Genomic DNA, 12,970 nt, shown 5'->3' on the forward strand with positions numbered 1-12,970 from the left:
TGCATATCGCACAAAACACAACGCGCATTTCTTATCTCTGTACCTGCTAAGGTTATAGGGACAAGCCGTACGGGCAATTAGTATCAGTTAGCTTAATGCATTACTGCACTTCCACACCTGACCTATCAACGTCCTGGTCTCGAACGACCCTTTAAAGAGCTCAAGGCTCTGGGAAATCTCATCTCAAGGCAAGTTTCCCGCTTAGATGCTTTCAGCGGTTATCTCTTCCAGACTTAGCTACCCGGCAATGCCACTGGCGTGACAACCGGTACACCAGAGGTCTGTCCACTCCGGTCCTCTCGTACTAGGAGCAGCCCCCTTCAAATTTCCAACGCCCACGGCAGATAGGGACCAAACTGTCTCACGACGTTTTAAACCCAGCTCACGTACCACTTTAAATGGCGAACAGCCATACCCTTGGGACCGGCTACAGCCCCAGGATGTGATGAGCCGACATCGAGGTGCCAAACTCCCCCGTCGATATGAACTCTTGGGAGGAATCAGCCTGTTATCCCCAGAGTACCTTTTATCCGTTGAGCGATGGCCCTTCCATACAGAACCACCGGATCACTATGTCCTACTTTCGTACCTGCTCGACTTGTCAGTCTCGCAGTTAAGCACGCTTATGCCATTGCACTATCAACACGATGTCCGACCGTATCTAGCGTACCTTCGAACTCCTCCGTTACACTTTAGGAGGAGACCGCCCCAGTCAAACTGCCTACCATGCACTGTCCCCGATCCGGATAACGGACCAAGGTTAGAACCTCAAACAAACCAGGGTGGTATTTCAAGGATGGCTCCACGAAGACTGGCGTCCCCGCTTCAAAGCCTCCCACCTATCCTACACAGATTGGTTCAAAGTCCAATGCAAAGCTACAGTAAAGGTTCATGGGGTCTTTCCGTCTAGCCGCGGGTAGATTGCATCATCACAAACATTTCAACTTCGCTGAGTCTCGGGAGGAGACAGTGTGGCCATCGTTACGCCATTCGTGCAGGTCGGAACTTACCCGACAAGGAATTTCGCTACCTTAGGACCGTTATAGTTACGGCCGCCGTTTACTGGGACTTCAATCAAGAGCTTGCACCCCATCATTTAATCTTCCAGCACCGGGCAGGCGTCACACCCTATACGTCCACTTTCGTGTTTGCAGAGTGCTGTGTTTTTATTAAACAGTCGCAGCCACCAGTTTATTGCAACCCTTTCACCCTTCTGGAGTAAACCAGTCAAGCTACCGGGGCGTACCTTTTCCCGAAGTTACGGTACCAATTTGCCGAGTTCCTTCTCCCGAGTTCTCTCAAGCGCCTTAGAATACTCATCTCGCCCACCTGTGTCGGTTTGCGGTACGGTCTCGTATGACTGAAGCTTAGAGGCTTTTCTTGGAACCACTTCCGATTGCTTCAGAACCTAAGTTCCTCGTCTCGACCCCTTGAATTACGTGCCCGGATTTGCCTAAGCACCTTCTATGAGTCAAAAACCAACACTTCCAACCGTTGGACAACCTTCCGCGATCCGTCCCCCCATCGCATCATACGACGGTGCAGGAATATTAACCTGCTTCCCATCAGCTACGCATCTCTGCCTCGCCTTAGGGGCCGACTCACCCTGCTCCGATGAACGTTGAACAGGAAACCTTGGGCTTACGGCGTGGGAGCTTTTCACTCCCATTATCGCTACTCATGTCAGCATTCGCACTTCTGATACCTCCAGCATCCTTTACAAGACACCTTCGCAGGCTTACAGAACGCTCTCCTACCATATATGCAAGCATATATCCGCAGCTTCGGTGACTGGCTTAGCCCCGTTACATCTTCCGCGCAGGACGACTCGATCAGTGAGCTATTACGCTTTCTTTAAATGATGGCTGCTTCTAAGCCAACATCCTGACTGTTTTAGCCTTCCCACTTCGTTTTCCACTTAGCCAATCTTTGGGACCTTAGCTGGCGGTCTGGGTTGTTTCCCTCTTGACGCCGGACGTTAGCACCCGACGTCTGTCTCCCAAGCTCGCACTCATCGGTATTCGGAGTTTGCAATGGTTTGGTAATTCGCAATGAACCCCTAGCCATAACAGTGCTCTACCCCCGATGGTGATACTTGAGGCACTACCTAAATAGTTTTCGGAGAGAACCAGCTATTTCCAAGTTTGTTTAGCCTTTCACCCCTACCCACAGCTCATCCCCTAATTTTTCAACATTAGTGGGTTCGGACCTCCAGGGCGTGTTACCGCACCTTCATCCTGGCCATGAGTAGATCACTTGGTTTCGGGTCTACACCCAGCGACTGTCGCCCTATTCGGACTCGATTTCTCTACGGCTTCCCTATACGGTTAACCTTGCCACTGAATGTAAGTCGCTGACCCATTATACAAAAGGTACGCAGTCACGGAACAAGTCCGCTCCTACTGTTTGTATGCACACGGTTTCAGGATCTATTTCACTCCCCTTCCGGGGTTCTTTTCGCCTTTCCCTCACGGTACTGGTTCACTATCGGTCGATTACGAGTATTTAGCCTTGGAGGATGGTCCCCCCATATTCAGACAGGATTTCTCGTGTCCCGCCCTACTTGTCGCACGCTTAGTTCCACACATCGAATTTCGTATAAGGGGCTATCACCCTCTATGGCACCAATTTCCAGTGGTTTCTACTATCCGTCATGCTAAAACGTGCAGGCTCATCCCATTTCGCTCGCCACTACTTTGGGAATCTCGGTTGATTTATTTTCCTGCAGCTACTTAGATGTTTCAGTTCGCCGCGTTCGCTTTGCATACCTATGTATTCAGTATGCAATGACCTAAAAGGCCGGGTTTCCCCATTCGGAAATCTGCGGATCAAAGCTTGTTTGCTAGCTCCCCGCAGCTTATCGCAAGCTACTACGTCCTTCATCGCCTGTAATCGCCAAGGCATCCACCATGTGCACTTATTCGCTTGTCCCTATAACGTTAGCCTCTGATCTTGACGATCAAAGAGCGTTACAGAGATAAGAAAGTACAGCGTTGTTGCTTTGTTTTGATACATACAATCACTACCCATCGAACCGCCTGTCGGCGATTCGATTAAAACTTTACTTCTTCCAGATTGTTAAAGAACGAAACAGCTTTAATCTCTAAAAGACCAAACCTAAACATCTCACCTTATGGTGTTGCTTACGTTTGCACTTTCAAGACTAGTAGAGTGGTGGAGGATGACGGGATCGAACCGACGACCCCCTGCTTGCAAAGCAGGTGCTCTCCCAGCTGAGCTAATCCCCCAAGGAATACGTGGTAGGGCTGGTTGGACTCGAACCAACGACCCCCGCGTTATCAACACGGTGCTCTAACCAGCTGAGCTACAGCCCCGACTTGGACACTGCTACTGTTTCTTCTAAATTCAACAGTCGATAAGAGTGGACGCTTAATGAATTGGCTCTATAGCCGGTGCAACTCTAGAAAGGAGGTGATCCAGCCGCACCTTCCGATACGGCTACCTTGTTACGACTTCACCCCAGTCACGAATCCTACCGTGGTAAGCGCCCCCCTTGCGGTTAAGCTACCTACTTCTGGTAAAACCCGCTCCCATGGTGTGACGGGCGGTGTGTACAAGACCCGGGAACGTATTCACCGCGACATGCTGATCCGCGATTACTAGCGATTCCAACTTCATGTAGTCGAGTTGCAGACTACAATCCGGACTACGATACACTTTCTGGGATTAGCTCCCCCTCGCGGGTTGGCGGCCCTCTGTATGTACCATTGTATGACGTGTGAAGCCCTACCCATAAGGGCCATGAGGACTTGACGTCATCCCCACCTTCCTCCGGTTTGTCACCGGCAGTCTCATTAGAGTGCTCTTTCGTAGCAACTAATGACAAGGGTTGCGCTCGTTGCGGGACTTAACCCAACATCTCACGACACGAGCTGACGACAGCCATGCAGCACCTGTGTTACGGTTCTCTTTCGAGCACACCTCGATCTCTCGTGGCTTCCGTACATGTCAAGGGTAGGTAAGGTTTTTCGCGTTGCATCGAATTAATCCACATCATCCACCGCTTGTGCGGGTCCCCGTCAATTCCTTTGAGTTTTAATCTTGCGACCGTACTCCCCAGGCGGTCTACTTCACGCGTTAGCTGCGTTACCAAGTTAATTAAAACCCGACAACTAGTAGACATCGTTTAGGGCGTGGACTACCAGGGTATCTAATCCTGTTTGCTCCCCACGCTTTCGTGCATGAGCGTCAATCTTGACCCAGGGGGCTGCCTTCGCCATCGGTGTTCCTCCACATCTCTACGCATTTCACTGCTACACGTGGAATTCTACCCCCCTCTGCCAGATTCTAGCCTTGCAGTCTCCATCGCAATTCCCAGGTTGAGCCCGGGGATTTCACGACAGACTTACAAAACCGCCTGCGCACGCTTTACGCCCAGTAATTCCGATTAACGCTTGCACCCTACGTATTACCGCGGCTGCTGGCACGTAGTTAGCCGGTGCTTATTCTTCAGGTACCGTCATTAGCAAGAGATATTAGCTCTCACCGTTTCTTCCCTGACAAAAGAGCTTTACAACCCGAAGGCCTTCTTCACTCACGCGGCATTGCTGGATCAGGCTTTCGCCCATTGTCCAAAATTCCCCACTGCTGCCTCCCGTAGGAGTCTGGACCGTGTCTCAGTTCCAGTGTGGCTGGTCGTCCTCTCAGACCAGCTACTGATCGATGCCTTGGTAGGCCTTTACCCCACCAACTAGCTAATCAGATATCGGCCGCTCCAGGAGCATGAGGTTCTTGCGAATCCCCCACTTTCATCCTTAGATCGTATGCGGTATTAGCGTAACTTTCGCTACGTTATCCCCCACTCCAGGGTACGTTCCGATATATTACTCACCCGTTCGCCACTCGCCGCCAGGTTGCCCCGCGCTGCCGTTCGACTTGCATGTGTAAGGCATGCCGCCAGCGTTCAATCTGAGCCAGGATCAAACTCTTCAGTTCAATCTCTGTTTAATGTCCTTGCGGACAGATCGCTCACTCAAAATACTGACAGGCCACTTCTTGCGAAGCGCCTATATTTCTTCTTTGTGAACATTTGATAATTTAAGTATTCAACGTCGCTTACGCTTCGTTGGCACCTTCATCAAACGCCCACACTTATCGACTGTTAATTGTTAAAGAACTTATTCTGCACTACTTCTGCCGTTTGCTACGAAGCGTTGTGTTCGTTGCAGCAGAGAGGTGAGATTATGCAGCGTTTCGCCTTTCTCGTCAACCTCTTTTTGTTACTCCGCTTCTTTCGAAACGCCCCTGATCTGTCCTGCAACTACTTGATTTCGCTAGCGTTTCAGCGGGGAGGCGAACTATAGCAAAAGGGCCGCGTTTCCACAAGTCACCCGGTGCAAATTACTTGGGTTTGTAGGTAATCAGCGGCAGGGCCACGTCCGCGTTATTGGCCACATCGTTGCTTCCACCCGACATATCGACAGTCGCCTTGTCACACCAGTGCGCCTGGCCCGACGCGCTCTGCGCCAGCACCTCGGCCATGGCCTCATGAATCTTTGCCGCCACCTCGCCCTGCAATGCCGTGCGCTTGGCCGGCGACATGTCCGCCATCGCTCGCCGTTGTTTCTCGATAAAGGTGCTGTTGCGCTGCTTCCAGCCGTTGGCGGCAGTCACGAATTTTTTGCTCTGGGGCGCCACGTTGGCACACACCGGCTCGAACTTGGCGGCCACTTCGGACATCAGCGCCACGACCAGCACCGCATGCTGGAGCTCGGGCGACGGCACGCCGGCAGCCGAGATGCCGCCGCCGGAAGGGTCGGCGCCGCTGCCCTTGGGGGGCGGCGCGATCTTGGGCTGGGCCGGCGGCGGACCTTCCACCGCGCGCAACACGGAACCCTTCATCACGCTGACCTTGAGCTTGTCGCCGTTTTGCGGGCGGTCGGAAAACGTGACCTTCCCATCCGGACCGACGGACTTGTACATTTGCTGCGCGGACGCGGCGCAGCAAATAAGGGCGGCGGCGATGACAAAAATGGGCTGTAATTTATTCATGTGACAAAAAGTGGCGCGGTGCTCCACACGATGGCGATCGATTCATATACTAACGTAGCATTGAGGGCAGATGCGTAAACACATTTCTTATACGCACGCTTCTGAGCTAGAACACAACAGCTCGGCTCTTCACCCCGGTACCGATGCAAGATTTATGCCTGAAATTGTTTTGCGGTAGCAACATCACCTTGGCACGGGCCGATCACCATCCCTGCACACGGGTAGAATGTCAGCTTTCGCCAATGCTGCCTGCCATGACCATCCTGCTCTCGACCCTGAACGCCCGCTACGCCCACGCATCGCTGGGGCTGCGCTATCTGCTGGCAAACATGGGGCCCCTGCAGGAGCAGACCAGCCTGCACGAATTCGTGATCGGCGCGAAAACCACCGAGATCGTCGAACGCCTGCTGGCGCAGTCGCCGCGCATCATCGGTTTCGGCATCTATATATGGAACGTCGAGGAAACCACCAAGGTCGTCGCCATGCTCAAGCGGATCGCGCCCCAGGTGGTGATCGTGCTGGGCGGGCCGGAAGTGTCGCACGAGCCGGGCGAGCAAGCCATCGTGCAGATGGCGGACTACCTGGTCACCGGTTGGGGCGACGTCACCTTCCCCAAGTTGTGCGGCGAGATCCTGCACGGGCCCAAGCCGCTGATGAAGATCCACGCCGGCGTGCAGCCGCCGATGGCCGACATCGCCATGCCCTACTCCTTATATACGGACAACGACATCGCCAACCGCACCTTATATGTGGAAGCCTCGCGCGGCTGCCCGTTCAAGTGCGAGTTCTGCCTGTCCGCGCTCGACAAGACCGCCTGGCCCTTCGGCCTCGACACCTTCCTGGGCGAGCTCGAAACCTTGCATGCGCGCGGCGCGCGCCTGTTCAAGTTCGTCGACCGCACCTTCAACCTGAATATCAAGACCAGCCTGAAGATCATGCAGTTCTTCCTCGACAAACTCGAAGCGGACCCGGACGACCCGGTGTACGCCCACTTCGAGCTGGTGCCCGACCACCTGCCCGATGCGCTCAAGGATGGCATCCGCAAGTTCCCACCCGGCGCCCTGCAGTTCGAGATCGGCATCCAGAGCTTCAACCCCGCGGTGCAGGCGCTGGTCAGCCGGCGCCAGGACAACGCCAAGGCCGCCGACAACATTCGCTGGCTGTGCGAACAGTCGCACGCCCACCTGCACGTCGACCTGATCGCCGGCCTGCCCGGCGAAGACATGGACAGCTTCGCGCGCGGCTTCGACCAGCTGGTCGCCCTCAAGCCGCATGAAATCCAGTTCGGCATCCTCAAGCGCCTGCGCGGCACGCCGATCATCCGCCACACCGAAGAACACGGCCTGGTATTCGATCCCTACCCGCCCTACACCATCCTGGCCACCAAACTGATCGACTTCCCGACCATGCAGCGCCTGGTGCGCTTTGCGCGCTACTGGGACCTGGTGGCCAACTCCGGACGCTTCGCGCACACCCTGGCCCATGTGCTGGGCGAGTCACCCTTCGCCAACTTCATGGCCTTCTCCGACTGGATCTACGCCAGAACCGACGCCACCCACCGCATCGCGCTCGACCGCCTGGCCAAGCTGGTCGCGCAATGGCTGGAAACGTGCGGCATGAGCCGTACTGACGCCGCGGCATTGGTGGGCAGCGACTATGCGGGCCGGGTCGACGCCCCGGCCGAAAAAGCCAAACCGGTGGCCAGCGTGCCGCAGCGCCAGGCACGCCATCTGGCGGCATAAGCAGGGCGACCACAGCTCGCCCGCGCCGCCCCGCGCACGAACTCCTGTAGCGGTCACGGCGATTCTCTTTTACACTGGCGCAATGCAGATTGAAAATGCGCCAACTTTAACCCTCGAATCGCCTGATGCAGGCTCGTCCCAATCGGTCGTCGCCAACGGGATCTGGCAGGTCCACGCGCTGGCCCAGTGCGGCGCGATCAAGACCATCAGCGCCACCCTCACCTCGCTCAAGGACAAGCCAGCGCTGGTCTGGGACCTGAGCCAGATCGTGCGCCTCGACCACATCGGCGCCCAGATGTTCTGGAATGCCTGGGGCAAGAAGCGCCCCGCCCAGCTCCAGCTGGCCGAAAAACAGGAAGAACTGTTCAAGCGCATCGAGGAAGCGGGCAAGCTGCAGATGCCGCGCACGCGCCCCAGCCGCTTCAACTGGGTCATGACCTTGGGCAGCGGCATGCTCCACTTCTTCGAGCACACGCAAGGCTTCATCCGCCTGATCGGCCAGGTGGTGCAGGATATCGGCCGCTTCATCCGCCATCCGATGACGGGGCCGTGGCGCGAAGTGTCGGCCAATATCTTCCACTCGGGCTTCCAGGCGCTCGGCATCACCGCGCTGGTCGGCTTTCTGATCGGGGTCGTGCTGTCCTACCTGTCGGCCCAGAACCTGCGCATGTTCGGCGGCGATATGTACCTGGTCAATATCCTTGGCATGAGCATCATCCGCGAACTCGGTCCGCTGCTGGCCGCCATTCTGGTGGCCGGCCGCTCCGGTTCCTCGATCACCGCGCAGCTCGGCGTGATGCGGGTGACCGAGGAACTCGACGCCATGCTGGTCATGGGCATCTCGCACGGCTACCGCCTGATCATGCCCAAGGTGGTCGCGCTGGCGATCTCGATGCCGCTGCTGGTGGTATGGACCGACGCCATGGCCCTGATCGGCGGCATGGCCTCGGCCAAGGTCGAACTGCACCTGTCCGCGCGCTACTTCCTGCAAAAGCTGCCCGACGCGGTGCCGCTGGCGAACTACATTATCGGCCTGCTCAAGGGGACCACCTTCGGCATGCTGATCGCGCTGGTATCCTGCCACTTCGGCCTGCGCATCAAGCCGAACACCGAAAGCCTCGGGCGCGGCACCACCACCTCGGTGGTCACCGCCATTACCGTGGTGATCCTGGCCGACGCGGTGTTTGCGATTATTTTCAGCGGAGTCGGTTTCTGATGGATGAACAAAAAGCGCAAGACGCACGCCAGCACCTGAACATGCGGCCCGACGAAGATGTCGGTCCGCCGGTGGTGCAGATCACCAAGCTGTGGACCAAATTCGGCCGCACCGTGGTGCACCAGGACCTGAACCTGGAGATTTACGCCGGCGAGATCCTGTCGATCGTGGGCGGCTCGGGCACCGGCAAGACGGTGCTGCTGCGCCAGATGCTGGGCCTGGAAACGCCCTCGCGCGGCGGCGTGCGCGTGTTCGGCGAGGACATCAGCGAGGCCGACGCCGACCAGCTGCAGCGCATGCGCAACCACTGGGGCATGCTGTTCCAGCAGGGCGCCCTGTATTCGGCGCTCACCGTGTTCGAGAACATCGCCCAGCCGCTGCGCGAACTGCGCGCCCTGCCCGAAGACGTGATCCACGACGCCGTGCTGCTGAAGATGAACATGGTCGGCCTGGGCATCGAGCACGCCAAGAAGATGCCGTCCGACCTGTCCGGCGGCATGATCAAGCGCGCCTCCCTGGCGCGCGCCCTGGCGCTCGAACCGCAACTGCTGTTCCTCGACGAACCCACCGCGGGCCTGGACCCCGACCTGTCGGACGCGTTTGTCGCGCTGATCCGATCGCTGCACCGCGAACTGGGCCTGACCGTGGTCATGGTCACGCACGACCTGGACACCCTGTTCGCGCTGTCGACCCGGATCGCGGTGCTGGCCGAAAAACACGTGATCGCGATCGGACCGACGCGCGACGTCCTGAAAGTGGACCATCCCTTCATCAAACAATTCTTCCTGGGTGCGCGCGGCCAGCGCGCCCTCGAAGTGCTCGACGAATACGACGCCGAGCACGCACCGGAGCACTAGCCTATGGAAAACCGATCACACGCCCTGATGACAGGCTTCTTTACCATTGCGCTGCTGGTGGCCACGGTCCTGGCGGGCATCTGGTTCAACCGCGACCGGGTCGAGCGCGTGCCCTACCAGATCGCCACGATCCAGTCGATCCCGGGCCTGAATCCCCAGGCCGCGGTGCGCTACCGCGGGCTCGAAGTGGGCAAGGTCGACGACATCAGCTTCGACACCAAGATCCCCGGCCAGATCCTGATCCGCCTGTCGGTCGACGCGGAAGCGCCGATCACCCGCACCACCTTCGCCACCCTCGGCTACCAGGGGGTGACCGGGATCGCCTTCATCCAGCTCGATGATGAAAAAACCGGCTCGCCCCTGCTGGCCAGTAATGCCAATGCCATGGCGCGCATCCCGCTGCGTCCCGGCCTGCTCGACCAGCTGGAAAAGCGCGGCCTGGTGATCCTCGACAAAGCCGAGGAACTGAGCGCGCGCCTGGACGCGCTGGCCGCGCCGGAAAACCAGAAGATCATCCTCGACGCCTTCGCCAACGTCAGCAAGGCGGCGATTGCCTACGGCGAGATCCCGGCCAGGCTCGAACCGACCCTGGCGCGCCTGCCGCAACTGACCGCCAAGGCGGAACAAAGCTTCGCCGCATTCGACACCTTCAGTAACAACGCCAGCACCATGACCCGAAGCTACACCAAGCTGGCCGACGACCTGCAAGCGCCGAACGGCGCGATTGCGCGCCTGAACAGCACCGTGGACCGGGTCGGCGGCTCGCTCGAAGCGGTCACCACCGACCTCGAAATGCAAACCCTGCCGCACTTCGTGGCCATGACCGACGAAGCGCGCACCTCGCTGCGGGCCGTGCGGCGCACCATGAATTCGCTCAACGACCGTCCGCAAAGCCTGCTGTTCGGCGCCGCGCCGCCCACCCCGGGGCCGGGAGAACCGGGATTTACCGCACCGACCAAATGAGGACCACCGTGAACCACACCCCGACTCCGCGCACCAGCGTGACCACCGTGCGCCGCCTGCTGCTGGCCGCGACCACCGGCGCCGCCCTCCTGCTGGCCGGCTGCGCCAGCGACAAGCAGGCCCTGAACACCACCTTCGACTTCGGCCCCGCCGCCAGCGGCGCGCCGTCCGCGCGCGCGCCGGTCGCCGCCGTCGTGGTGGGCGACGTCACCGGCTCGGCGGCGCTCGACAGCGAACGTATGTACTACCGCCTGAACTACAGCGACCCGCTGCAGGCGCGCGCCTACGCCAACAGCCGCTGGAGCGCCACGCCGCTGCAGATGGTCACCCAGCGCCTCAAGTCGCGCATCGCCCAGTCGGGCGCCAAGGTGCTCAGCGTGAGCGACGCTTCCGACGGCGTGCCGATCCTGCGCCTGGAAATCGACGACTTCACCCACAACTTCGACAGCCAGACGCAGAGCCACGGCCAGCTGGTGCTGCGCGCATCGCTGTTCCAGGGGCATACACTGATCGACCAGAAAACCTTCGACCGCAAGAACCCCGCCACCAGCATGGATGCCGCCGGTGGCGCACGCGCGCTGGCCGGCGCCACCGACACGGTCGCCGCCGACGTCATCGCCTGGCTTGCCACGCTGCCGCTCAAAAAAGAATGAACGCGCCCGACGCGCCAGGGCCGGGGCCTGTTCCCCCACCGGTAACGGCCGCCGCGCGCGGCTCGCCGGTGGCGCGCGCGTCGCTGCTGGCCTATCTGCTGCTGATCGTGTACGCCAGCTGGTTTCCGTTTTCCGGCTGGCACGGCAGCGGGCTGTCGCCCCTGATTTTCCTGACCCTGTCCATGCCCCAGTACTGGACCGGCTTCGACGTGATGGTCAACATCATCGGCTACATCCCGCTCGGCACCCTGCTGGTGCTGGCCATGTACCCGCGCGTGCGCGGCGTGTGGGCCGTCCTGGCCGCCGCCCTCCTCGGCATCCTGGTATCGGGCGCGATGGAAGCGGTGCAGACCTACCTGCCCAGCCGCGTGCCATCGAGCCTGGACTTCATCACCAATGCGGCCGGCGCGCTGCTCGGGGCCATCATCGGCGCCCTCGGCGCGCGCTCGTTCCTGGACCAGAGCCGCCTGTACAAGCTGCGCCAGCGCTGGTTCGCAGCCCATGCCAGCCAGGGCCTGGTGCTGCTGGCCCTGTGGCCGCTGGCCCAGATCTACCCGCTCGGCTATATGTTCGGCCACGGCCAGCTGCTGCCGATTTTTTCCGAATGGCTGTCGGCCTGGCTCGATACCGACATCGACCTGGTCGCCATGCTGCGTCCCGGCGCCGCCATGAGCGTGGAACAGTACTGGCTGTCGGAAACCATCATCACCGCCTGCGGCATGACCGGCGCCGTCCTGACCATGCTGTGCCTGCTACGGCGCGGCGCCCCGCGCCTGCTGCTGATCGGCGCCATGCTGGGCGCGGCGCTGCTGACCAAGACCCTGGCCAGTTCCCTGCTGTTCAAGCCCGACAATGCACTGGCCTGGATCACCCCGGGCGCCCAGGGCGGCTTCCTGATTGGCCTGATCATGCTGTCCGGCCTGGCCTTCGCACCCGAAGTCGCGCAGCGGCGGCTGGCGGTGGTCACCCTCGTGCTCAGCCTGCTGGTGGTGAATACGATCCCCGTCAATCCCTATTTCAGTTCCACCCTGCAAGGCTGGGTACAAGGCAAGTTCCTGAACTTTAATGGCGCAGCGCAATTCCTATCCTTGCTATGGCCGTTTTTTGCGATCTGGTTCCTGCTGCTGCCCTCGCATAAACTCAATCGGCGCGAAGAGGGGGTATCATTGCGCCAGCCATAACAGAAACGGACACCCCCATGAGCGATACACCCTACTTCGAACAGCACGTCTTTATCTGCATGAATGTGCGCGAGGATGGACGCCAGTGCTGCGGCAAGCTCGGCGCTGAAATTGCGCAAAAACACGCCAAGCGCCGCATGAAGGAACTGGGCTTGAACGGGCACGGCAAGGTGCGCATCAACCAGGCCGGCTGTCTCGACCGCTGCGACGAAGGCCCGGTGCTGGTGGTCTATCCGCAAGGCACCTGGTACACCTATGTCGACACCAGCGACATCGATGAAATCATCGACTCCCATTTGGTTGGCGGCAAGGTCGTCGACCGCCTCAAAATCTGATTAGTTTTTAC

8 protein-coding genes, 2 tRNA genes and 2 rRNA genes are annotated in these 12,970 nt (G+C 59.0%); 7 read left to right on the forward strand and 5 right to left on the reverse strand.

Features of this window, described 5'->3' with window-relative positions:
• Nucleotides 1-56: 56 nt before the first annotated feature.
• The 5 genes from IV454_RS06015 to IV454_RS32735 form a co-directional block, all read right to left on the reverse strand.
• A 23S ribosomal RNA gene (locus tag IV454_RS06015) occupies nt 57-2,931 on the reverse strand.
• Between the two features lie 241 nt (nt 2,932-3,172).
• Nucleotides 3,173-3,248 (reverse strand) — tRNA-Ala (locus IV454_RS06020).
• A 10-nt stretch (nt 3,249-3,258) separates the two neighbouring features.
• A tRNA-Ile gene (locus IV454_RS06025) sits at nt 3,259-3,335 on the reverse strand.
• A 90-nt stretch (nt 3,336-3,425) separates the two neighbouring features.
• Nucleotides 3,426-4,956: ribosomal RNA gene (locus tag IV454_RS06030) — 16S ribosomal RNA — on the reverse strand.
• The 16S and 23S rRNA genes sit together here with 2 tRNA genes alongside, the layout of an rRNA operon.
• A 405-nt stretch (nt 4,957-5,361) precedes the next feature.
• The gene (locus tag IV454_RS32735; protein ID WP_282961407.1) at nt 5,362-6,012 is read right to left on the reverse strand and encodes a DUF4124 domain-containing protein; all 651 of its coding nucleotides are present in this window, start codon (nt 6,010-6,012) and stop codon (nt 5,362-5,364) included.
• Between the two features lie 254 nt (nt 6,013-6,266).
• Between IV454_RS32735 and IV454_RS06040 the strand changes: the two genes are divergently transcribed.
• The 7 genes from IV454_RS06040 (at nt 6,267) to IV454_RS06070 (ending at nt 12,959) form a co-directional block, all read left to right on the forward strand.
• Complete coding sequence (locus IV454_RS06040) at nt 6,267-7,754, forward strand: B12-binding domain-containing radical SAM protein (RefSeq protein ID WP_206090725.1); 1,488 nt, start codon at nt 6,267-6,269, stop codon at nt 7,752-7,754.
• An 82-nt stretch (nt 7,755-7,836) separates the two neighbouring features.
• On the forward strand, nt 7,837-8,970 hold the full coding sequence (locus tag IV454_RS06045; protein WP_206090726.1) for an MlaE family ABC transporter permease: 1,134 nt from the start codon (nt 7,837-7,839) through the stop codon (nt 8,968-8,970).
• A 41-nt stretch (nt 8,971-9,011) separates the two neighbouring features.
• Nucleotides 9,012-9,827: an ABC transporter ATP-binding protein gene (locus IV454_RS06050; RefSeq protein WP_229522302.1), complete on the forward strand. Its 816-nt coding sequence runs from the start codon at nt 9,012-9,014 to the stop codon at nt 9,825-9,827.
• 3 nt (nt 9,828-9,830) lie between these two features.
• Nucleotides 9,831-10,790 (forward strand): MlaD family protein, encoded by a 960-nt coding sequence (locus tag IV454_RS06055; RefSeq protein WP_206090728.1) that lies wholly within the window; start codon nt 9,831-9,833, stop codon nt 10,788-10,790.
• 8 nt (nt 10,791-10,798) lie between these two features.
• Nucleotides 10,799-11,443 carry an ABC-type transport auxiliary lipoprotein family protein gene (locus tag IV454_RS06060; protein WP_229522089.1) on the forward strand — a complete coding sequence of 215 codons (645 nt, stop codon included), beginning with the start codon at nt 10,799-10,801 and terminating at the stop codon, nt 11,441-11,443.
• Complete coding sequence (locus tag IV454_RS06065; protein ID WP_206090730.1) at nt 11,440-12,624, forward strand: VanZ family protein; 1,185 nt, start codon at nt 11,440-11,442, stop codon at nt 12,622-12,624. The genes IV454_RS06060 and IV454_RS06065 overlap by 4 nt, the downstream gene beginning before the upstream one ends.
• 17 nt (nt 12,625-12,641) lie before the next feature.
• Entirely contained in the window at nt 12,642-12,959 is a 318-nt protein-coding gene (locus IV454_RS06070; RefSeq protein WP_054265111.1) for a (2Fe-2S) ferredoxin domain-containing protein, read from the forward strand.
• Nucleotides 12,960-12,970: the final 11 nt, after the last annotated feature.

This window comes from Massilia antarctica (assembly GCF_015689335.1).
GTDB lineage: Bacteria > Pseudomonadota > Gammaproteobacteria > Burkholderiales > Burkholderiaceae_D > Telluria_A > Telluria_A antarctica.